Raw genomic sequence first — 21,044 nt, forward strand, 5'->3', positions numbered from 1 at the left:
ACGCCGCCAGGAGAAGCTAACTCCATATGGCATAAACTGATGGCGCGGAAGACCATACCTTATGCCATAAGGAGTTCGTTGTCGTGACCGTCTTCGCAGGCCAGGGAGATGCGGCCCGCTCGATGGCCTTGTTGTGGGGCGGGCAGGACATTCCCGCAGCCCAGGCCGGTGGCCGGCGCAGGGCGCCGGGGCCCAAACGCGCGCTGAACATCGACGTGATCGTGGAGGCGGCGATTGCGGCGGCCGACGCGGACCCCATGACGGCCGTCTCGCTGCGCGCCGTGGCCGACCGGCTCGGCTGCACCTCCATGGCGCTGTACACCTACGTGCCGGGCAAGGCGGAGCTCCTGGACCTGATGTACGACCGCGCGCACGCCGAGCTGTCCGCCCACCACGACCTGAGCGGGGGATGGCGCGCGGCGGTGACCTCCTGGGCGGGAGAGCTGAGGTCGTTCTACCTGCGGCACCCGTGGGTGCTGCAGGTGTCGCACGCCCGCCCCGTGCTGGGCCCGCACGAGCAGGCCGTCATGGAAACACTGGCCGGCATCGTCTTCCGGACGGGGCTGCCCGCCGCGACGCTGCGCGGCATCGTGGCCGCGCTGTTCCACTTCGTGCGCGGCAACGCCCAGGCCGCCGCCGAGTCACGGATCGCTTCGGCCGCGACCGGGATGTCCGACGAGGAGTGGTGGGCCGGCCGCTCCGCCCTGCTGGGACGCCTCGCCCCCGACTTCGCCGAACGCTTCCCCATGTCGATCCGGCTCTCGGCGCGTGAGCGGGACGCCCCCCGCCGCGACGGGGCCACGTACGTCGAGGACCAGGCCGACGAGGCGTTCGCCACCGGGCTGGCCGTCCTTCTCGAAGGAGTCGACGCCACCAGGAAGACCCTGCTCCCCCCGCCCTCCGCGTCGGAGTAGCCCCAGGCGTGGCGGTGTCTGGCTTGAGGAGCGAGTGCCCAGCAATCGTTACGGCGCCCAGCCATCACGCGAGGGGCGCGGCGGTGTCTGGACTGAGGAGCGAGTGGGGAGCGAGGGACGAGCGACTCCGAGTGACGAGGGAAGACATCGACTGAAGGCGCCCCGAGCCCGCGCGAGCGAAGCGAGCGCAATAGACACAGTGACGAGGGAAGACATCGACTGAAGGCGACCCGAGCCGCGTGAGCGAAGCGAGCGCCATATACACAGCATGGGGGAGAACCCAATATGCTGGCGCTACGTCAGTTTCATATCCCTAGAGGGAGAACTTTGCGATGTACAAGGAATTCGCCGGCGAGGTCGTGATGTGGCTGATCCCCGTCGTCGTCCTTCTGGGGCTTGCCGTCATGATCACCACGACGGCCTGACACGAGCGTCTGCATCCGGCAGTACCCCAGCACGTCCACGGCGGGCGGTCGCCCGCTGAAGAGGCCGAGCCCTGTGAGGGCTCGGCCTCTTCGCATTTCCCGGCGGCCCGGGACCGGCCCGATCGGTGCCGGGATGCCGGGCACGGCTGTCGACCTGGGGCGCGAACGCCCCGGGGAGGAAACTCTGGGAAGATCGCCTTCTGCGAAGTTAGGAGCGATATGCCGACGTTTGCGGTAGCCGTAGCCGACCACCCTTACCCGCTGATCCGGGGAGGGGGCCTCTTTCTCATTTTCATCGGCCTGGGTTGCCTGGGAAGCTGGGCGTTCAACAAGTACTGGCTCCAGTTTCTGATCGGTGGGTTCATCACGGGGTTCACGGCGAGCGGTCTCAGCGCGCTGTTGCCCAGCCTCGGCAGCCCGTCGTTCGTGCACATCGCCGGGTTGGTCGGCGCGATCGTCATTGAGATGGGCCTGATCTATCTGGTCCTCACGAAGACCAAGGGTGCGGATGAGCGGACGCAGATCCTGAGCATCCTGTTCGTGGTCGGCTTGCACTTCCTGCCGATGGGCCTCGCTCACGGCCCGTTGATCGCGATTCTGGGAGTCCTGATCGCGATCAACGCGTACGCCGGCCTGCGCCTGACCCGCGTGCCGGCTCTCGCGTTCGGTGTTACTGACGGGCTGCTCAAGCTCGGCTTCGGCTGTGTGATGCTCTTCGCCTACCCGGTCCTGACGTTCACCTGAGTCCGGCGCGTCGCGCGCGCCGGCCCCCACACCGTCCCGAGGGAACGGCCGGACGGAAACGGATCACGATCTCCCGAGGCCCAATACGGGTTGCGATCACGATGGTGGGGATACGCCAGCGCGGAACTGATCCCTGAGAAGGCGGACCGGGCGGCCAGCCGCGAGAAGCGCGACTCGCGAGGCGGCCGCCCCGTCAGCCACGTCCCCGATCTGGGCAAGGAACGCCCCGCGTCAACCGGATCAAGGAGTGGCGCGGTCCGGTCTTCCGCTTCGGCGATACCCGGAGAGCTGTCTCGTCGGCCTCCACCTGCGAGGCGCCATCGTGTGGACCCGAAGCCGCCAGTGGTTGTCCGCACACGTCCGCACACGTCCGCACACGTCCGCGCACGTTCACCGAGATCGAGGGAGCGAAGCGGGCTTCGCGAGGACCGCGGACTCCTCCCGGCGAAATGACCGACCCGGCCAAGGTTCGTGGACACCCCGGCCCTGGTGCAGCAACCATGACGAATCCCCGCGATATCCGCATGTCGCTCAATGGCTCACAAAACTTCAGCCCGACGACCTTGATTCTGGCGATTTGATCATGTGATACTTCCGCGCAGGGTGTCGATGATGCCTGGGGGAATTCGCAGCATTGGTGAGACGGGGGAGAAACCGGAGGTATCCGGGCTGAAGAACGTCATAGCAGCCTGAGCCGAGTACCGGCCACGTGCCGGCCCACGTCACAACCCTTTGGATGACGTTGCCCGTCCGCCTGAGTGCGTTCTGTCGACGTCGCGCGCGTTGTGCGAATTCCAGCTAGGAGAAGGTCAGAATGTCAACCGCGGTCGCCGAATCCGATCACGGCGTCAGATCCCTTCCCATCCACCGGCTGCTACCCGAACTGCTGCGGGATCCGGCCAACGTACTGGCGGGGATCGGGGACGACGCCGACGGGGAGATCGTCAGGTTGAACCTGGGCCCCGTCCGGCATTACCTGGTCAGCCACCCCGACCATGTTCAGCACGTGCTTCGCGGCAGCTCGGCGAACTTCACGCGCAGCGGCTCCTTCTGGCGGCCTCTGCACCGCCTTTTCGGGACCAGCGTCATGAGCGACGGGGAGACGTGGGCGCTGAGCCGCGGCATCCTCCAGCCGGTGTTCACTGCTCGCAACGTGAACTCGCTCACCGGTCGGATGGCCGAGGCCATCGCCGAGGGGGTCGCCGAGTGGGAGGAAGCGGTCGAGGCGGGGCAGCCGATCCACGTGCCCACCCGGATCGCGGACGTGGTGAACAAGACCGTGATCAGAATCCTGTTCGCGGACAAGATCACCCTCGCGGAGGCCGAGCGGATCGCGCCCGCCTTCGACTCGGTCGCCACGGCCACCATCCTGCGGGCCGTGCTGCCGTTCGTGCCGAACGTCGTGCCGATGCCTGGTGACCGCGCGTTCCGCCGCGCGTTGCGGACGGTCGACGACGTCGTCTTCCCTCTCGTCCGCAAGTACCGGGGGCGGCCCACCGACGACCAGGACATCTTCTCCGTACTCGCCCGCGCGCGGGACGCCGACGGCGGCGAGCTGGACGAACAGTGGATGCGCGGCAACCTGGTGGCGATGTTCGCCACCGCGACGGAGACGACGGTCGGCGCGCTCACGTGGCTCTGGCCGCTCCTCGCCCGCCATCCGGAGGTGACCTCACGGCTGTACGAGGAGATCGACCGAGTGGTGGGGGACGGCCCGGTCGGCCCGTCCCACCTCGCGGACCTGGTGTACACCAAGCAGGTCATCCAGGAGGTGCTCCGCCTGCATCCCGTCGGGTGGCTCTTCCCCCGCGCGGTGGTCGAGCCGGAGGTGATCGGCGGGGTGCGGTTCCGGAGCGGGGACACCCTGCTGATCAGCCCGTACGTCACGCACCGGCTCACGAGGCTGTGGGACCGGCCGGAGGAGTTCGATCCGGACCGATTCGCGCCCGAGCAGACCGCGCACCGGCACAGGTACGCCTACTTCCCGTTCGGGGGAGGCCCGCACCAGTGCCTGGGGATGCACCTCTTCAACCTCGAGTCCCAGCTCATCGTCGCGACGATCCTGAGCCGGTTCCGGCTGACGTCGTGTGTCCCGACGATCGCGACCCCCCAGGCGGCAGCCTCTCTGCGGCCTCGCGAAGAGGTCGAGATAACGCTGCGGCCCACTACCCGGCTGGAGAAGTAGGACATGGCACCATCCGTCGGCGACGCCGATGAGCTCCTGGCGGCGACCCTGAACGGGAAAACCGCCGCCGTGGCCGCGAAATGCCAGCGCGACCTGCGCGCGTGCGCCACGGAGTACCCGGATCTGTTTCCCGGCAGTCCCTTCGACGACACGCTCTTCGGCACCGTAGCGCTCGCGAACGCGTTCGGTTCCCCAGGGGAGCCGGCCGACCGGCTGCGGATCGCGTGCCGTACGGCCTTGTGGATCTTCGCGGCCGACTGGCTGATCGACTACGTGGCGAAGTCGAAACACGAGATCGACGCCATCGTGGAAGGTTGCCTGGCGGTGGCGGACGGCGGCGTGCCCGGCACCCCGCTCACGCGATTCCTCGCGGACATCCGGGCCGAGCTGGCGGAGGCGCCCGCGTTCGAGCCGCTGGGCACGCTGTGGCGGGACGAGCTGGAGCGGATGCTCGTCGCCATGGCGCGCGAGTGGGACTGGAAGACGGGACTCGGCGCCGGGACCGACGCGGCGCCGCCCGAGGCGCCGACGTTCGAGCAGTATCTGGACAACGCCGACAACTTCGGTTCGACGTTTGTGAACGTCTCGCACTGGATCTTCCTCGGCGAACCGGCGGCGCTCGGCCGCCTGGACGAGCTCCGGGAAGCGAGCGGAGAGGTGCAGCGGGTGCTCCGGCTGCTCAACGACCTCGCGACCTACGAGCGTGACCGCACCTGGGGCGATCTGAACGCCCAGATGCTCGGCGTCACACGTGAGTACGTCCGTGAACGGGTGGCGTTCCACGCCGCCGCCGCACGTAAGCGGCTCCAGCCGCTTACGGACGTCTGCCCCGGCGAGGTCGTCTACCTGGAACGGCAGATCGGCTACAGCGCCGGATTCTACGGAATCACTGACTATTGGGGACATCTGTGAGCATCGGCGATGTGACCCTTCCGAGCGCGGCAGAGGGCTTCGACATACCGGCGGCGTCGGAGGAACTGCTCGCGGGCCTCATGTCCCGGCCGTGGGGAACGGTCTCCCCGTCGGTGTATGAGACCGGGCGGCTGACCAGCATGGCCCCCTGGCTCACCGGCCACCGCGAGCGGGTGGAGTACCTGGTCGCGGCCCAGCGGTCCGACGGCGGCTGGGGTGCCCCGGAAGGGTACGGACTCGTCCCCACGCTGAGCGCCACGGAGGCGGTCCTGTGCGTGCTCGGCCGCGGTGACTCCGATATGGACCGGGCAGCCCTGTTGGGGGCGGCGCGCCGCGGCCTGGAGGTCCTGTCTCGAGAGCTGGCCGCCGACGTCCAGGCGCGTCCCGACATGCCGGCGATCGAGCTCATCGTGCCGTCACTGGTCAGCCGGATCAACGAGCATCTGGACCGGATGCCGGAGATGCGGCGGGCGGAGTGGGAGGACGGGTTGCCGCTTCCGCCGGACATGAGCCACGCCCGGCTGGAACTGGTCCGCGCCATGGTCAGGTCCGGCGCCGAGCTGCCGGAGAAGCTGCTGCACGCGCTCGAGGTGGCGGGCGACGTGGCGAGCGGCGCGCCGGCCGTCGTCCCCACGCCGATCGGCACCGTCGGGGCTTCGCCCGCGGCGACCGCCGCGTGGCTGGGGGACCGCGGACTCCTCGATCCGCTCGACCCCGCACGCCGCCACCTGGAGGCCGTCGCGCGCCGGCACGGCGGCCCGGTCCCGGTGGGCCTGCCGATCACCGTGTTCGAGCGGAGCTGGGTGCTGAGCTTGCTGGCCCGGGCGGGGATCCCCTGCGACGTGCCGGCGGAGATGATCGCCGACCTGCGAGCCGCGATCGGCCCCACCGGCACCCCCGCCGGATCGGGCCTGCCCGCCGACGCCGACACCACGTCCGTCTCCCTGTACGCGCTGGCGCTGCTCGGCATGCCGTACGAGCCGGAGAGCCTCCTCGCCTACGAGACGGAGACGCACTTCTGCACGTGGCAGGGCGAGCAGGGGCGCTCGTTCAGCGTCAACGCGCACGTCCTCGATGCCTTCGGGCAGTACGCGCTGAGCCGGCCGTTCGCCGCGCCGCGCTATCGGGCGGCCATGGAGAAGGTGACGGGTTGGCTGCTCGACGGGCAACGGGCCGACGGGGGGTGGGAGGACCGGTGGCACGCGTCCCCCTACTACGCGACGGCCTCATGCGCGCTCGCGTTGCACGAATTCGGCGGCGACGCGGCGGCGCCGGCCGTACGTCGGGCCGTCCGATGGGTGCTGGAGACGCAGCGGCCGGACGGCTCGTGGGGCCGCTGGTCCGGGACGGTCGAGGAGACCGCGTACGCGATGCAGGTCCTGTTGTGTACGCGCGAGGGGGCGGGGGAGCCGGACGACGAGCCCGTCGTCGAGGCGGCGGCACGGGGCTACCGGTACCTGCTAGAGGCGGACGGCGTTGAGGACGGCACGCCTCTGTGGCTTGACAAGGACCTTTACCGACCGGACGCGATAGTTCGCGCGGCCGTTCTCGCGGCGCGGCACCTCGCGCGGGCCGCGGGGATCGAGGCCGGGCCGGAACGCGATATGCGGTCGTCGGGCTAATTTTCGTATTTGCCCATATTTTGGATGTTATGTCCGTTGTGACTTCGACAGCTTGAGAGGGTTTCCTCGCCTTTGCTAGGGTTTCCGGGCGTTGACGTGACTAGTTAACGAGATGCATTTCCGCCGGTGCAGTTAAGTATGGGCTAATCGCCGGGAAACTCTAGAGACTTCATGCAGGGTGGGTGCTATGCGCTTCCGCAACTCCCGTGTGCGGACGAAGGTAACAGCGCTGCTGCTGTCGCTCATCGCGCTTTGGGGATTCGCCGCGTGGGTCACGGTGCGGGACGGTTTGAACCTCCTGTGGGTGTCCGTGTACGACAGCAAGGTGTCGAAGCCGACCGAGGAACTGGTGGCCAGGCTCCAAGAGGAGCGACGGCTCTCCCTGGTCAGACTGGGGAACCCGGCGCTCGTGGGCGCCGACCTCCTGGCGGCGCAGCGTGCGCGCACGGACGCCGCGGCTGCCAAGTACCGCAGCCTCGCCGACGGCGGCGACGTCCACATGGCGGCGGGCGCCGCGCTTCGGGCGCGCATCTCCGAAACCTTCAAGCAACTGGACGAGCTGCGCTCCGACCGGCAGGCGATCGACTCGGGCCGGGCCGGCCGGGAGAAGGCGCTCGCCACATACAACGAGACCATCGCGATTTTCTACCGGACCTATGACTCGCTGGCGACCCTCGACGACCAGGAAATCGCCAGGGACACCCGAACGGTCATCGTGCTGAGCCGTGCGGTGGAAATCCTCTCGCAGGAAGACGCGTTACTCGCGGGAGCCATCGCGGCCGGGCGTTTCAGCGAGGGAGATCTCGCGCTGTTCGCCCAGACGGTGGGCGCGCAGCGGTTTTATATGAACCAGTCCTCGGCCGAATTGCAGTCGGCGGACAGTTCGGCGTACGCCCGGCTCACCAGCAGCAAGGCGCTTTCGCGCGCACGCAGCCTGGAGAACCTGGTCATCCGCCAGGGCAGGCCGGGCGCGGCCCCGCCGGTCAACGCCGAGCAGTGGCGCGTGGCGGCCCAAGCCGCGCTGACTGACCTGCAGAGCGTGGTCTCCACGGCCGGTGGCGCCCTGGTGGACAGGGCCGCGCCGGTCGCCGTCGGCGTCGTCGCGCGGCTGGTCCTGGCCGGACTCCTCGGCCTCTTCGCCGTCGTCGCCTCGATCATCCTGTCGATCACCACGGCCCGCGCCCTGATCCAGCAGATGGAGAAGCTCCGAGACGCGGCGCTCGAACTCGCCCACGAGCGGCTGCCTGGCGTCGTCAACCGGCTCGGCCACGGCGAGAAGGTGGACGTCGCCGCCGAGGCGCCGCCCCTCGAATTTGGCGGCGACGTCGTCGGCCAGGTCGGCCAGGCGTTCAACGCCGTCCAGGAGACCGCGATCCGCACCGCGGTCGAGGAGGCCGAGCTGCGGCAGAGCATCCGCGACATCCTGCTCAGCCTGGCCCGCCGCACGCAGTCGCTCGTCCACCGGCAGCTCACCCTGCTCGACGTCATGGAGCGGCGCGAGAACGACGAGGACGAGCTGCGCGACCTGTTCCGCGTCGACCACCTCGCCACCCGCATGCGCCGCAACGCGGAGAACCTCATCGTCCTGTCCGGCGCCTCCCCCGCCCGCGCCTGGCGCCGCGCCGTCCCGATGGTCGACGTGGTGCGCGGCGCGCTCGCCGAGGTCGAGGACTACACCCGGGTCACCGTGCTCCCGATGGGCGACGTCGAGCTGAGCGGACGCGCGGTCGGCGACGTCATCCACCTGCTCGCCGAGCTGATCGAGAACGCCGTGTCGTTCTCCCCGCCGTACACGATGGTGCAGATCAGCGGGCAGGTCGTCGCCAACGGCTACGCCATCGAGATCGAGGACCGCGGTCTCGGCATGACCGAGGAGGATCTGGCCACGGTCAACGAGCGGATCGCCGATCCCCCCGAGTTCAACCTGTCCAGCACGGCCCGCCTCGGCCTCTACGTGGTCAGCAAGCTCGCCGAGCGGCACGCCATCCGCGTGGTGCTCAAGAGCTCGCCGTACGGAGGGACGACGGCGATCGCCCTGCTTCCCCACGAGCTGATAGGCGACGGCATGAACCAGCAGAGCCCGTCCGAGTCCGCGGCCGCCGGTCGGCCGGTCGGCGAGAACGCCTTCGGCGCGGCGGACGACGAGCAGGAGAACCCCTCGTTCCCCGTCTCGCGGATCGCTCTGGTGGGCGGCCGGGAGCCGTCGGTGCAGGCTGTGCGGACGATCCCCGACGCCGCGGCGTCCCCGGCCCCGGAAACGGCCGCGGACGCGCTCGACGTCACCGGGCCACACACCGGCCCACTCACCGGCCCACACACCGGGCCCGTGCCCGGTGCGCGACCGGAGCCGGAGCCGGAGCCGGACGGCGAGCAGGGAACGCCGCCCGAGCCGGCCTTCACGCCGTCCGGCCTGCCGTTCCGGGTGCCGCAGGCGAGCATCGCCCCCGCGCTGCGCGACGACACGCCGACCGGGGCCGCCGACGAGGACGAGGACGACGACCGTTCTCCCGAGGAGATCCGCAAGATCATGGGGTCGTTCCAGAGCGGCACCCGGCGGGGCAGGACTGACGCGTCGAAGCTGGCAGATGAGGACACCGGCCCCTTCGACGGCCGGCCGTCGGCGTGACCGCCCCGCCCCCCAGCCGTTCACCCCGCAATAAGGAGATCTCCTGGTGACGCAGAAGACCAGCGCGTCCGCCGACCTGGCCTGGTTGCTCGACGACCTGGTCGGGCGGGTGCGCGAAGCCGAACACGGCATCGTCCTGTCCAAGGACGGCCTGCTCATGGCGTCGTCCGATGGGCTGGACATCGACGACGCCGAGCACCTGGCCGCGGTGGCGGCGGGCGTCCAGAGCCTCGCCTACGGCGCCAGCGAGCGGTTCGGCGGCGGCAACGTCCGCCAGACCATCATCGAGATGAAGTCGGCCTACCTCATCGTCAGCGTGGCCGGCCCCGGCGCCTGCCTGGCCGTGCTGTGCGCGCAGGACGCCGACGTCGGCCTCGTGGCGTACGAGATGGCCATGCTCGTCGTCCGGGTCGGACAGTATCTGACCTCTCCCGCGCGAACCGTCGAACCCCCAGCCAGGAGCGAAGTGCCGCGATGAACATGGAGCGAAGTCCCGGAGAGTCCCCGGAGGAGTGGCTGCTCGACGAGCCGACCGTCCGCCCGTACGTGATGACGCGCGGGCGCACCGACGCGAGGGGCAAGTTCGACCTCGTGACCATCGCGGTGGCGATCCGCTCCACCACGGGAGCCGAGGTCGGCCTCGACCCCGAGCACCTCACCATCGCCAGGCTGTGCCGCAGGCCCCTGTCCGTGGCGGAGATCGCCGCCCACATGGACCTGCCCGCCGGGACCGTACGCGTGCTGCTCGGTGACCTGCTCGAAAAGGGCTTCGTCGCCGTTCAGCAACCCCAACCGGAGATGGACGTGCTCGACGAGAGAACTTACAGGGCGGTGCTCGATGGCCTCCGGGCACTCTGACCCGCCCAAGCTGCCCAAGGCGATCAAGTTGCTGATCGCGGGCGGCTTCGGGGTCGGCAAGACCACCATGGTGGGCGCGGTGTCGGAGATCCGCCCGCTGCGCACCGAGGAGACGCTCACCGACCGCAGTGTGGGTGTGGACGACCTGTCCGGGGTGGAGGCCAAGAGCACCACCACCGTGGCGATGGACTTCGGGCGCATCACCATCGGCGACGAGTTCATGCTGTACCTGTTCGGCACGCCGGGCCAGGAGCGGTTCTGGTTCGTCTGGGACGAGCTCGCCCGCGGCGCCCTCGGCGCGGTGGTGCTCGCGGACACCCGCAGGCTCGCCGACTGCTTCCCCTCCGTGGACTACTTCGAGCGCCGGGGCACACCGTTCGTCGTGGCCGTCAACTGCTTCGACGGCTCCCCGCAGTACGACCTGGACGAAGTGAAGCTCGCGCTCAACCTCGGCCCCGAGGTCCCGGTGCTGCTGTGCGACGCGCGCAGGCGTGAGTCCGGCAAGGAAGTGCTGATCGCCCTCATCGAGCACGCGTACAGCAGGCGCCCGGCCGCGGCCCAGGAGGCCTCGGTCCGCTGACCGCGCGGTGGCCGTGCCGACACGGCCACCGTCCGTGACAGGGAGTGACGGGGCAGGTAGGAACGCGGCAGGACCTCGCCGCGGCTCACCCTGTTCGCCGTCATCCTCACCTTCGGCACGGGAGCCGCGCTCGGCACACACGTCGCGGGCCGGCCCCGGCCGGACGAGCCGGTCTGGCCGGGCCGGGTCACCGTCACCCTGGCGATCGAGCTGGGGGTGATCGCGTGCTTCGCCGTCGGCTGGGAACCGGCGGGCGGAAGGCCCGGGATCGTCGCCGAGCACGTTCTGCTCGCGCTCGCGGCGCTGGCGATGGGCATGCAGAGCGCGGCGATGCGCGGCCTCGGCGGGCGGGCCGCCCTGTCCACGACGTACCTCACCGGCACCCTGACCGGGGTGGTGGCCGCCCTGCTCACGCCCCGGGAAGGCGCGCGATTCGACCTGCGCGGCATGGCCATCCTCGCCGCCCTCACTGCCGGGGCCGTCGGCGGGGCGGCGTTCGTCTTCTTCGCCCCGGCGCTCCTTCCGGCCATCCCCCTGGCCGCGCTCACGCTGGTCGTCGTACTCGGCTGGTTCACCGGGCCGCGCGGCGCGGCGGCGGGATGATCGGCGTCCTGAGGCTCTGGCCGACGAAGGCGGACAGAGGCAGAATCATGGTGAGATCGCCTGATAAGTGGAGGCTGCCGTGCGCACGAGGCCGGGGGAGAACGACGAGGAGCCGCCCGAGATCATTCGTGGTCACACGGAGGAGGTGCACGAGTACGTCGTCGAACAGGTCAGGGACGTGACCCGCGGCGGGAAGATCGTGCTGGAGACCGGCGGCGGGCGCGTGGACACCGGCTTCCGCCAACTCTTCCCTGTCACCTACGACATCGTCATCGAGCACCCCGAGGACAAGACGACCGGCGAAGACAAGTAGCCGCCGAGCGCGGGTCGTCACGACGGCGTTCTCCGCAGCCCGGTTCTTGTGCTCTCCCCGTGATCCGGGGCCCGAGATCCGGACATCCGGGTGAGGATGTTACGCGTCGTGAACGGTGTCGTTCCGGTGCCGTGGGTAGGTGAACCTCCCGACCAAGCAGCGGCACCCGGCACGTGTGGCCGGCCGCGAGCGGTCGCCGAGCCGATACCGAGCCGGTGGGGGAGCATGAGCCGCCTGCGCGACGTCCAGTGGATCGATGCCCTGAGATACGCCGTCCCCGTGCTCGCGGTCGTGACACTCGGGCTCGCGTGGGGACGCGTCCTGCCGCCCGTCGTCGTGGTCATCGTCGCGCTGCTGCTGGCCGGGGCCGTGCTGTCCGCCGTTCATCACGCGGAGGTGGTCGCGCACCGGGTGGGCGAGCCGTTCGGGTCACTCATCCTCGCGGTGGCGGTGACCGTCATCGAGGTGGGGCTGATCGTCAGCATGATGGTGTCCGCCGAGGGTGGGTCAGCGTCGTCGCTCGCCCGCGACACGGTCTTCGCGGCGGTCATGATCACATGTAACGGCATCGTCGGGCTCTCGCTGCTCGTCGCCACGATGCGTCGTCGTGTCGCCGTGTTCAACGCGGTGGGCACCGGGAGCGCGCTCGCGACCGTGGCGACCGTGGCGACGATGTGCCTGGTGCTCCCCACCTTCACCACCACGGCGCCGGGTCCGGCCTTCTCGCCGCCGCAGCTCTGGTTCGCCGCCATCGCCTCGCTCGCGCTGTATGTCCTGTTCGTCATCACCCAGACGATCCAGTATCGCGAGGATTTCCTGCCGGTGACCGAGGAGGGCAAGGTCATCGACGTGACGGAGCACGACGGCCTGCCCTCGACGCGGCTGACAATGGGCAGCCTCGTCCTGTTGCTGGTGGCGCTGGTCGCCGTCGTCGGCCTGGCGAAGGTCGAGTCCCCCGCGGTCGAGGCCGCGGTGCGCGCGGCCGGGCTGCCGCAGTCGGTGGTGGGCGTCGTGATCGCGCTGCTGGTCCTGCTGCCGGAGACGCTCACCGCCGTACGGGTCGCCCGGCGAGGCCATGTGCAGATCAGCCTCAATCTCGGGTTCGGCTCGGCCATGGCGAGCATCGGGCTGACCATCCCCACCATCGCCATCGTCTCGATCTGGCTGAGCGGGCCCCTGCTGCTCGGCCTCGGCCCGATGCAGATCGTGCTGCTGGCCCTGACGGTCGCCGTGGCCACCCTCACGGTCGCTTCCGGGCGGGCGACCCTGCTCCATGCCGGGGTCCACCTGGTGGTGTTCGCCGCCTTCCTCTTCCTCGCGATCAGCCCCTGAGTTCCCGCCGCGTCGGCCGTCCACCTGATCCGCGACGCGAGGCCCGCGCGGCGGCGACACCCGCGTCCGCCGTGGTCAGGGCCGCGTCCGCGTCGCCGGATATCCATAAGTGGCCGCCCAGCGCAGGACATGCGAGTAGAGCAGGTCGGCCGCGCTCTCCGCGCCGGACAGGTACCACCGGTAAACCCGCCGGACGGCCTCGCCCCGCTCATCGTCGCTGTCCTCCGCGCGGGCCTGGGCCTGTGCGTACAGCCGGACGAGGTCCTTGAAGGCGAAGCGGCCCGCCACCCGCTCATCGAGGAGATGCGCGGCCGCGAGTCGATCGAGCAGCCGCACCGTCTGTTCCGTGCTCCGGTCCGAAGCGGCGGCGGCCGTCTCCATCGTGAAGTCCGTGCCAGGCGCGATGCCGAGCAGGCGGAACATCCGCCGCTCCTCCGGCGCCAGCGTCTCGTACGACTCGTCCAGGGCGGCGCGTACGGCGGTGCCGCTGTCTCCGGAGATCTCCAGTGCGGCGAGCCGGTTGCCCTCGGCGAGCTCCGCGGCGTAGTCGGCGATCCGCCGCAGCGGGCGATCGGCCAGGTGGGTGGCCGCGATCCGCAACGCCAACGGCAGCCGCCCGCACAGTTCGGCGACTTCCGCGACGGCCTCCGGCTCCGCCGTGACCCGCCGCTCACCGAGGAACGAGACGAACAGTTCCCGGGCCTCCGCCGGGGTGAGGACGTCGAGCGTGATCCGCCGCGCGCCCTCCCGGACGATCAGCCCGCTGAGGCGGTTGCGGCTGGTGACGACCACGAGGCAGCCGAGGGTGCCCGGCAGCAGGGGGCGGACCTGCTCGGCGGACGCCGCGTTGTCCAGCAACACGAGCATGCGCCGGCCCGCCATGAGCGAACGGTAGAGGGCCGCGGCCTGCGCCGTGTCGGACGGCATCCGCTGCGGGGGCGTGCCCAGCGCGCGCAGCAGCGCCGTGAGCGCCTCCAGCGGACGCAACCGCGGCTCCGCGGAGTACCCGCGCAGGTTCAGGTAGAGCTGCCCGTTTGGGAACCGATGCATGATCCGCTGTGCCCAGTGCACCCCGAGGGCGGTCTTGCCGACGCCGGCGGGCCCGGCGATGACCGTGAGGGCGACCGGCCCCCCGGTCCCCCCGTGATCGCCGGCCAGCGCCTCGTCGAGCGCCTCGATCGCGTCCGCCCGGCCGGTGAAACCGTACGTGCCGACGGGGAGCTCCCGAGGGACGGGCGGCGACGACGGGCGCGGCGATGGCCAGAGGTCCACTTCGCCGCGCAGCATCGCCTCGTGCAGCAGCCGCAGCTCGGGGCCCGGTTCGATGCCCAGCTCCTCAATGAGCAGGGCGCGGGTCCGGCGGAAGACCTCCAGTGCCTCGCTCTGCCGGCCGGACCGGTAGAGCGCGAGCATCAGATGGTGGCGCGGGACCTCCCGATAGGGATGCTCATCCACCAGCAGGGTCAGCTCCGGCACCACTTCGGCATGCCGGCCGAGCGCGAGGTCGATGTCGGCCCGCTCTTCGACGGCGCGCAGGCGTTCCTCTTCGAGCCGGGCCGCGGTCTCGCGGATCAGCGGGGTCTGGGCGATGTCGCCGTACGCCTTCCCCCGCCACAGTGCCAGTGCCTCGGTGAGCAGCTCGCCCGCGCGGTTCAGGTCACCGGACTCCCGGGCCCGTCCCGCCTCGGCGGCGAGCTCGCCGAACCGGTCCGCGTCCAGCTCGCCGGGACGGACGGCCAGCAGGTAGCCGGAGCCGTGGCTGGTGATGCGCTGGGGCGCTTGGAGCGTGCGGCGCAGCCGGTGCACGTACAGGCGCAGGTTCGCCGTGGCGGACGCCGGCGGCTCCTCCCACAGCGCCTCCATGAGTCGCTCCAGGGAGACCGGGGCGTTGGCGTGGCAGAGCAACGCCGCGAGCAGGGTCTGCTGCTTGGCGGCGGTCAGGCGCATCGCCTCGCCGTCGCTTCGCACGGCGAGTGGGCCGAGAACCCCGAACTCCACGGCGGACTCCCTGCACTTCGAAGCCGTCGATGCCGAACGTATACGGCCGAAGTGGGATCCACAAGATCGGCTATGCCGCGCGTATACCGCGCGTATACCGACTTGTCCGATGCTGTGATCTGAAGCGAACGAGTTCGCGGGGGAGTGATCGGCAGGAGAGGACGGGCGAATGGCCGCGACAGGGGAGCGCTCCGCGACGTTCCGTGACGTGCTCGCCGTGCCGGAGTACCGGAGTCTGTGGCTCTCCGGCCTGATCTCCCGCGCCGGAGACCAGCTCGCCCGGGTGGCGCTCGCCGTACTCGCCTACAGCCTGACCGGGTCCGCGACGGTGACCACGCTCACCTATGCGCTGACGTTCGTCCCCTCGCTGATCGGCGGGCCGCTCCTCGGCGGCCTCGCCGACCGGTTCCCGCGCCGGCGGCTGATGATCGCCTGTGATGTGGCCAGAGCGCTGCTGGTGGGGATCATGGCCATTCCACAGGTCCCCTTCCCGGTGCTGTGCGTGCTCCTCTTCGTCGTCCAGCTGATCGACGCGCCGGAGAAGACCGCGCGGATCGCCACCACGCCCGACGTGCTCGACGCACGGTTGTACGTCACAGGGGTCACGCTCTCTCAGATGACCTCGCAGCTCACCACGCTGGTCGGGTTCGGGGTGGGCGGCCTGATCGTCACGGCCATCGGCCCGCACGCGGCGCTGGGCCTGAACGCTCTCTCCTTCGCCCTGGCCGCGCTGGTGGTGGCGACGGGCGTCAAGGAACGGCCCGCTTCACGGACCGGCCGGGTCGTCTCACTGGGTGAGATGGCGACCGGCGTCGGTCTGATCGTCAGGGACCGGAGGCTGCGCGGTCTGCTCGCGTTCGCGCTCCTGGCCACCTTCTCCATCGCCCCCGAGGGGCTGGCCGTACCGTATGCGGCCGCCCTGGGCGGCGGGACCGTCGAGGCCGGCATCCTGCTGTGCGCCATCCCCGCCGGCAGCGTGGTCGGGATGTACCTGGTCAACCGGCTGTCCGCCGGGTTGCCCGCGCTGGCGCCGCTGGCGGTGGCCTCCTGCCTGCCGCTCGTGGTCAGCGCACTCGAACCAGGCATAGCGGTCTCCGCCACCGCCTGGTTCCTGACCGGAGTCCTGTCGGCCTACCAAGTGATCGCCAATGCCGAGTTCGTCCGCGTCGCCCCACCGGAGCGGCGCGGCCAGGCGGTCGGCGTGGCCGCCTCGGCGCTCACCGCGGTGCAGGGCATCGGCGTGCTGTTCAGCGGCCCCCTCGCCGACCGCACCGGCCCGCCGGCCACGATCGCGGTGTACGGCCTGGCCGGCACGATCGTGGCCCTTCCCCTCGCGGTGGCCTGGCGCCGGGACCGTGCCGTCGCGCCCCAACCAGAGAGCCGGTAGCCGTCCGCCGCGCCACTTCCGTACGCCGAAGCGTGCGGGGCCGTAGGCTCCGCCCATGCATCCCTCCGACTCTCGTTCTCAGCGGAAGCGGCCGAAAGAACCGGCCGCGCCCAAGATGCCCAGGTCACTCGCCGTCGCGCGGTGGCCCGAACACGACCTCGAAGACGACCGCACGTACCGCTCGATGGCGTTCACGGGCATCGACCTGTCGAACCGTGATGTGGAGATCGCCGACTTCGAGGGATGCCGGCTCGTCGACACCCGCTTCGCGGGCACCCGGCTGCACCGGGCGGGATTCGTCGACGTGGAGTTCGAGCGCTGCGACCTGTCGACCATGGCGGCCAGGATGTCGACCGTGCAGCGCGGCCGGGTGTCGTCGAGCCGCTTGACCGGAACGGCCTGGACGGAGTGCGCGTTCCGCGACGTGCTGTTCGACGGGTGTCGTGCCGATCTGGCCAGGTTCAGATTCTCGACGTTCGCCGGCACCGTCTTCCGGGACTGCTCGATGCCGGAGGTCGACTTCCAGAACGCCGACCTGCGCGGCGTTCGCTTCGAGCGCTGCGACCTGACGAGAGCGCAGTTCTCCCAGGCCCAGATGGACGGAGCCCGCTTCGCCGACTGCACCCTGGTGGGGATCGGCGGCGTGACCAGCCTTAAGGGGGCGGTCGTCAGGAGCCAGGACGCCCAGGGCCTGCTCTACGTCCTGGCCGGGGCGATGGGCATCACCATCGAGGAATAGACCTGCCGGCGGCCCCGGGATCCTCGGCATGCGGGTGATCGCCGGTGCCGCCGACGTGAAAGATCGCAGGTCCGGCGTCAGTCCCAACTGGTCCCGGCGGGCACCCGGAGGGTGGTGTTGATGCGGTTGAAGAAGTTCGTGATCGCCACCATCAGCACCAGGGCCCCGAGCTGCCGCTCGTCGTAGTGCTTCGCGGCCTCGGCCCAGATCTCGTCGGTGACCGCGCCGGGCCGGTCGGAGAGCCGGGTCGCGGCCTCGGTCAGTGCCAGCGCGCCCCGCTCGGCGTCGTCGAAGAACGGGCTCTCGTACCAGGCGGCGAGGGTGTGCAGCTTCTCGGAGCTGACACCGGCCTTGGCCGCGCTCGTGGCGCCGGCGTGGACGCAGGCGCTGCAGCCGTTGATCTGGCTCGCGCGCAGATGCACCAGCTCAAGCGTGTGACGCGGTACGCCGCCGGCGTACACCTCCTTGAAAATGTGCTGGACGCCTGCCGTGATGTCGGGCTGGCTCGCCGCGTTCTGGATGCGTGCTGTCATCTTTCCTCCAGGGGCCGGGTCGTCGGATCGGCGGACGGCACTACGACGTCCGGCCGCGGCGGGAGGTAACGCCGGGCCGGTGGTTACCTCACCGGCGCGCGACGCGTCGTGGTAGTGACACCGCCGTACACCGAGGAGAACCGTGACCGAAGAGGAAGAGCTCGCCGCGGAGTTCGAGGCCCAGCGCTCCTATCTCCACGCGATCGCGTTCCGCATACTCGGCTCGCACGCCGACGCGGACGACGCCGTGCAGGAGGCGTGGCTGCGGCTTGCGCGGACCGGTCGCGGTGACATCGAGGACCTGCGCGGCTGGCTCACCACGGTGACCAGCCGGGTCTGCCTGGACGCGCTCCGCAGACGCGGAGTGCGGGGCGAGCAGCCGCTCGAGCTCGACGTCGGCGCACTCGCACGGGAGGCGGCCGGGGACGCCCGGACCGATCCCGAGGCGGAGGCCGTGCTCGCCGACTCCGTCGGCCTCGCGTTGTACGTCGTCATGGACGCTCTCACCCCGGCGGAACGGGTGTCGTTCGTGCTCCACGACGTCTTCGAGGTCCCGTTCGACGCGATCGCGGCCATCCTCGGCCGGAGCACCGCGGCCACCAAGATGCTCGCCAGCCGGGCCAGGGGGCGGCTGCGGCTGGGCGCGCCCACGGCCGACGCCAACGCCGCGGCCCGGGACGTCGTCGACGCGTTCCTGGCGGCGGTCGGCAGGGGCGACATCGCCGGACTGCTGGCCACGCTCGCCCCCGAGGTCGAGCTGCGGGCACAGGGGCCGTGGGGCACCGCCGTCATCCGCGGCGCGGGCGAGGTCGCGACCCAGGCGACGACGTTCGCACGTCGGGACGGGGTGGCGCATCCCGCGCTCGTGGACGGCGTTCCGGGCGCTCTCATCACCGTTGGCGGACGACCGGTCGTGGTCCTGGCCTTCACGGTCGAGGACGGCGCCGTCACCGCGATCAGCGTGCTGACCGCCCCGGCCCGGCTGGCCCAGATCGTCCCGTCGTGGGTCGCGTGACCGTGCGGAGGCGCGGGCGTTCCGGTGGCCGATGGCCGGGAGCCTGAACGCCCGGCGTCGCTACGTTGTCCACAGGGTTCGGGCACATGTCCACAGGCATATCCACAGGGCGGCAGCGCATTGTCCACAGCCCGTACGGCCCACGCCGGAGGGCTGTGGACCGTACGGGGGGAGCCTGTGGACGGTCAGGCGACCGGCTTGGGCTCGTCCAACTCGTCGACGGTGCGGCGGGGGCCGGTGAACCACTTGCGCGCCGAGAGGGTCCACCACAGGCCGATGCCCAGCAGCACGGCGCCCACCGCGATCGGGGCGTAGTTCACGGACGTCCAGGCGAAGTCCTCGTTGCCCGGCACGCCCTCGGGCGCGATCGGCAGCACGAAGTACACCGAGATCACCGCGATCTCGATGACGGAGATCCAGCCGAGGACCTTGTACTTGCGTCCCAGCGTCCACGGGCCGGGCTGGAAGGCGTCACCGGCGCGCAGCCGGAGCCAGATGGGGATGAGGAAGGCCAGGTAGAGGCCGATCACCGCGATGGAGACCACGGCCAGGAACGCGACCGGCGTGGCCGTCCCCTCCGGGGCGTACAGCGCGGGCAGCGTGATCAGCAGCGCGACCGCGCAGCCGCCGATGATCGCGTTGACCGGCGTCCGGTTGCGATCCACCCGCGCCCAGAGCCGCCAGCCGGGGACCGCGCCGTCACGGGAGAACGCGTACGCCATGCGGGACATGGAGGTCACGCAGCTCATGCCGCAGAAGAACTGCCCGATCGTGGAGATCCCGAAGATCACCGTGGCCAGTGTGGACGAGAGCGACGAGGTGAAGATGGCGCCGACGAACCCGCCTTCGTTGTTGACGGCGGCCACGTCGGTCGCCGCGAACAGGAACGACAGCAGCAGGATCCAGCCGCCGATCGCCGAGTAGAAGATGGATTTCCACAGGCCCTGCGCCGCCGTCCTGGCCGCGCCGTGGGTCTCCTCGGAGACGTGCGCGCAGGCGTCGAAGCCGGTGATCGTGTACTGGGTGAGCAGGAATCCGAGCGGCAGGACGTAAAGCCAGAACGTGGGGCCGGAGTCGCCCGAGCCGAACCCGGAGTTGTTGAAGCGCTCGAACAGGAAGCCGACGCTCTGGTGCTCCGACGGCCCGAAGATCAGGATGAGCACGACCGCCGCCGCGCCGAACACGTGCCACCACACCGAGACGTTCTGCAGGATCGAGATCAGCCGGTGGCTGAAGATGTTGATCAGCGCGTGCAGCACCAGCACGATCGCGAACAGCAGGAACGTCTGCCGCAGCGCGTCACCTCGTGCCCAGCTGTCGCTGAACCGGCCGATGGTGATGTTGAGGAACGTGGCGCAGCCGTAGTCGACGCTGGCGGTCACCGCGATCAGGCCGATCAGGTTGAGCCAGCCGGTGAACCAGCCGTGGATCGGCCGCCCCAGCTTGGTCGCCCACCAGTAGATGCCGCCCGCCGTGGGATAGGCCGAGACCAGTTCGGCCAGGCAGAACCCGATGATCAGGATGAACGCCGAGATCAGCGGCCAGCCGACCGAGATCGCGAGCGGTCCGCCGTTGTTCCACGCCTGGCTGAACGTCGTGAAGCAGCCGGCCAGGATCGAGATGATGGAGAAAGAGATGGCGAAGTTGGAGAACCCGCTCCAGGTGCGCGCGAGTTCCTGCTTGTAACCGAGTTCGGCGAGTCGTCGGGCGTCGTCGTCGAGGGCTTGCGCCATGTGGCCTCCTCTAACCGGTGGGGGGTGTCCGGCCGTCGCCGAGGTCCCGTACGTCCCGCATGTACGTCTTTGTGGGGATGCGGGGGCGGTCTCGGCGGCGAGATCGAAGTCGGGCGGCGGCGGGTCGTGGACGCGGTGGCCGGGCGATCGGGACGGTGTCCCGTGCGACGGGGTGGTGAAGACCGCCCTCGACCGTCGGGTACGTGACCGGACGGCCGACCTGACCGGTGACGAGCCCCAGCGCGTCCCGGACGAGGTCTGGCATGGGCCCGCTCCTTTGGTCTACGTTCAGACCATTGATCCGATTGTGCGGGCCGGACGTTACGGAAATCAAGCAGTCTTGTGTGACATCTGAGGCGTGGTCGCCGGGTGGGGCATGCGGCCATCGGTCGAGGGCGGCGTCGGGCATCGGGATCGACCGCTGGCACGGGGTCTCTCCACGTAAACCGGGAAAGGAATTCGGACCGGCCCCGGGGTCAGGGCGGCCTCCGGTGGAGGTTGTCGGAAAAGAGCCGTTGGATCAGG

Annotated in this window: 19 protein-coding genes; 15 read left to right on the top strand and 4 right to left on the bottom strand. The window is 70.2% G+C overall.

All coding sequences use genetic code 11. From position 1 onward, the window contains the following. The first annotated feature begins 83 nt into the window (after positions 1-83). The 12 genes from AWQ71_RS31410 (at position 84) to AWQ71_RS31465 (ending at position 13,114) form a co-directional block, all read left to right on the top strand. Complete coding sequence (locus tag AWQ71_RS31410; protein ID WP_067139972.1) at positions 84-914, top strand: TetR/AcrR family transcriptional regulator C-terminal domain-containing protein; 831 nt, start codon at positions 84-86, stop codon at positions 912-914. A gap of 644 nt (positions 915-1,558) precedes the next feature. Further along, the gene (locus AWQ71_RS31415; RefSeq protein WP_067139975.1) at positions 1,559-2,083 is read left to right on the top strand and encodes a DUF6609 family protein; all 525 of its coding nucleotides are present in this window, start codon (positions 1,559-1,561) and stop codon (positions 2,081-2,083) included. Between the two features lie 814 nt (positions 2,084-2,897). After that, positions 2,898-4,268 carry a cytochrome P450 gene (locus tag AWQ71_RS31420; protein ID WP_067139978.1) on the top strand — a complete coding sequence of 457 codons (1,371 nt, stop codon included), beginning with the start codon at positions 2,898-2,900 and terminating at the stop codon, positions 4,266-4,268. Positions 4,269-4,271: 3 nt separating this feature from the next. Further along, entirely contained in the window at positions 4,272-5,180 is a 909-nt protein-coding gene (locus tag AWQ71_RS31425; protein WP_067139981.1) for a terpene synthase family protein, read from the top strand. An 11-nt stretch (positions 5,181-5,191) separates the two neighbouring features. Continuing rightward, a complete protein-coding gene (locus AWQ71_RS31430; protein WP_245658650.1) occupies positions 5,192-6,802 on the top strand; it encodes a prenyltransferase/squalene oxidase repeat-containing protein in 1,611 nt (536 codons plus the stop codon). Positions 6,803-6,989: 187 nt separating this feature from the next. Continuing rightward, the gene (locus AWQ71_RS31435) at positions 6,990-9,428 is read left to right on the top strand and encodes a sensor histidine kinase (RefSeq protein WP_067139984.1); all 2,439 of its coding nucleotides are present in this window, start codon (positions 6,990-6,992) and stop codon (positions 9,426-9,428) included. 46 nt (positions 9,429-9,474) lie between these two features. Then, on the top strand, positions 9,475-9,906 hold the full coding sequence (locus AWQ71_RS31440) for a roadblock/LC7 domain-containing protein (protein ID WP_067139987.1): 432 nt from the start codon (positions 9,475-9,477) through the stop codon (positions 9,904-9,906). Continuing rightward, complete coding sequence (locus tag AWQ71_RS31445) at positions 9,903-10,286, top strand: DUF742 domain-containing protein (RefSeq protein ID WP_067139990.1); 384 nt, start codon at positions 9,903-9,905, stop codon at positions 10,284-10,286. The genes AWQ71_RS31440 and AWQ71_RS31445 overlap by 4 nt, the downstream gene beginning before the upstream one ends. Beyond that, positions 10,267-10,866 (top strand): GTP-binding protein, encoded by a 600-nt coding sequence (locus AWQ71_RS31450; RefSeq protein WP_067139993.1) that lies wholly within the window; start codon positions 10,267-10,269, stop codon positions 10,864-10,866. The genes AWQ71_RS31445 and AWQ71_RS31450 overlap by 20 nt, the downstream gene beginning before the upstream one ends. A 90-nt stretch (positions 10,867-10,956) precedes the next feature. Further along, on the top strand, positions 10,957-11,469 hold the full coding sequence (locus AWQ71_RS31455) for a DUF1275 family protein (RefSeq protein ID WP_084259496.1): 513 nt from the start codon (positions 10,957-10,959) through the stop codon (positions 11,467-11,469). A gap of 79 nt (positions 11,470-11,548) precedes the next feature. Next, positions 11,549-11,782 (top strand): hypothetical protein, encoded by a 234-nt coding sequence (locus AWQ71_RS31460; protein ID WP_067139999.1) that lies wholly within the window; start codon positions 11,549-11,551, stop codon positions 11,780-11,782. A gap of 225 nt (positions 11,783-12,007) precedes the next feature. Further along, positions 12,008-13,114 carry a calcium:cation antiporter gene (locus AWQ71_RS31465; RefSeq protein ID WP_067140002.1) on the top strand — a complete coding sequence of 369 codons (1,107 nt, stop codon included), beginning with the start codon at positions 12,008-12,010 and terminating at the stop codon, positions 13,112-13,114. Between the two features lie 75 nt (positions 13,115-13,189). Here the strand turns inward: AWQ71_RS31465 and AWQ71_RS31470 are convergent, their stop codons facing one another. Continuing rightward, positions 13,190-15,112, bottom strand: a complete 1,923-nt coding sequence (locus AWQ71_RS31470; protein ID WP_067140004.1) for an AfsR/SARP family transcriptional regulator — start codon at positions 15,110-15,112, stop codon at positions 13,190-13,192. Between the two features lie 169 nt (positions 15,113-15,281). Here AWQ71_RS31470 and AWQ71_RS31475 point away from each other — a divergent pair, with 169 nt between their 5' ends. Then, complete coding sequence (locus tag AWQ71_RS31475) at positions 15,282-16,499, top strand: MFS transporter (RefSeq protein ID WP_067140007.1); 1,218 nt, start codon at positions 15,282-15,284, stop codon at positions 16,497-16,499. 115 nt (positions 16,500-16,614) lie between these two features. After that, on the top strand, positions 16,615-17,238 hold the full coding sequence (locus tag AWQ71_RS31480) for a pentapeptide repeat-containing protein (protein ID WP_169806682.1): 624 nt from the start codon (positions 16,615-16,617) through the stop codon (positions 17,236-17,238). A 77-nt stretch (positions 17,239-17,315) separates the two neighbouring features. Here the strand turns inward: AWQ71_RS31480 and AWQ71_RS31485 are convergent, their stop codons facing one another. After that, positions 17,316-17,771: a carboxymuconolactone decarboxylase family protein gene (locus tag AWQ71_RS31485; protein ID WP_067140012.1), complete on the bottom strand. Its 456-nt coding sequence runs from the start codon at positions 17,769-17,771 to the stop codon at positions 17,316-17,318. 142 nt (positions 17,772-17,913) lie between these two features. Here AWQ71_RS31485 and AWQ71_RS31490 point away from each other — a divergent pair, with 142 nt between their 5' ends. Next, entirely contained in the window at positions 17,914-18,786 is an 873-nt protein-coding gene (locus AWQ71_RS31490; protein WP_067140015.1) for a sigma-70 family RNA polymerase sigma factor, read from the top strand. A 185-nt stretch (positions 18,787-18,971) separates the two neighbouring features. Here AWQ71_RS31490 and AWQ71_RS31495 read toward each other — a convergent pair whose 3' ends face one another. Then, a complete protein-coding gene (locus AWQ71_RS31495) occupies positions 18,972-20,519 on the bottom strand; it encodes an amino acid permease (protein WP_067140017.1) in 1,548 nt (515 codons plus the stop codon). Between the two features lie 10 nt (positions 20,520-20,529). Then, entirely contained in the window at positions 20,530-20,784 is a 255-nt protein-coding gene (locus AWQ71_RS42115; RefSeq protein WP_157570687.1) for a hypothetical protein, read from the bottom strand. Positions 20,785-21,044 lie beyond the last annotated feature (260 nt).

It is taken from the genome of Microtetraspora malaysiensis (assembly GCF_001528665.1).
Classification (GTDB): domain Bacteria; phylum Actinomycetota; class Actinomycetes; order Streptosporangiales; family Streptosporangiaceae; genus Microtetraspora_A; species Microtetraspora_A malaysiensis.

What these genes read in the sequence shown, in the direction of transcription:
- AWQ71_RS31415 (WP_067139975.1), top strand. Translation starts at nt 1,559, where the DNA reads ATGCCGACGTTTGCGGTAGCCGTAGCCGACCACCCTTACCCGCTGATC.
- AWQ71_RS31420 (WP_067139978.1), top strand. Translation starts at nt 2,898, where the DNA reads ATGTCAACCGCGGTCGCCGAATCCGATCACGGCGTCAGATCCCTTCCC.
- AWQ71_RS31425 (WP_067139981.1), top strand. Translation starts at nt 4,272, where the DNA reads ATGGCACCATCCGTCGGCGACGCCGATGAGCTCCTGGCGGCGACCCTG.
- AWQ71_RS31435 (WP_067139984.1), top strand. Translation starts at nt 6,990, where the DNA reads ATGCGCTTCCGCAACTCCCGTGTGCGGACGAAGGTAACAGCGCTGCTG.
- AWQ71_RS31445 (WP_067139990.1), top strand. Translation starts at nt 9,903, where the DNA reads ATGAACATGGAGCGAAGTCCCGGAGAGTCCCCGGAGGAGTGGCTGCTC.
- AWQ71_RS31450 (WP_067139993.1), top strand. Translation starts at nt 10,267, where the DNA reads ATGGCCTCCGGGCACTCTGACCCGCCCAAGCTGCCCAAGGCGATCAAG.
- AWQ71_RS31465 (WP_067140002.1), top strand. Translation starts at nt 12,008, where the DNA reads ATGAGCCGCCTGCGCGACGTCCAGTGGATCGATGCCCTGAGATACGCC.
- AWQ71_RS31475 (WP_067140007.1), top strand. Translation starts at nt 15,282, where the DNA reads ATGGCCGCGACAGGGGAGCGCTCCGCGACGTTCCGTGACGTGCTCGCC.
- AWQ71_RS31480 (WP_169806682.1), top strand. Translation starts at nt 16,615, where the DNA reads ATGCCCAGGTCACTCGCCGTCGCGCGGTGGCCCGAACACGACCTCGAA.
- AWQ71_RS31485 (WP_067140012.1), bottom strand. Translation starts at nt 17,771, where the DNA reads ATGACAGCACGCATCCAGAACGCGGCGAGCCAGCCCGACATCACGGCA.
- AWQ71_RS31495 (WP_067140017.1), bottom strand. Translation starts at nt 20,519, where the DNA reads ATGGCGCAAGCCCTCGACGACGACGCCCGACGACTCGCCGAACTCGGT.
- AWQ71_RS42115 (WP_157570687.1), bottom strand. Translation starts at nt 20,784, where the DNA reads ATGCCAGACCTCGTCCGGGACGCGCTGGGGCTCGTCACCGGTCAGGTC.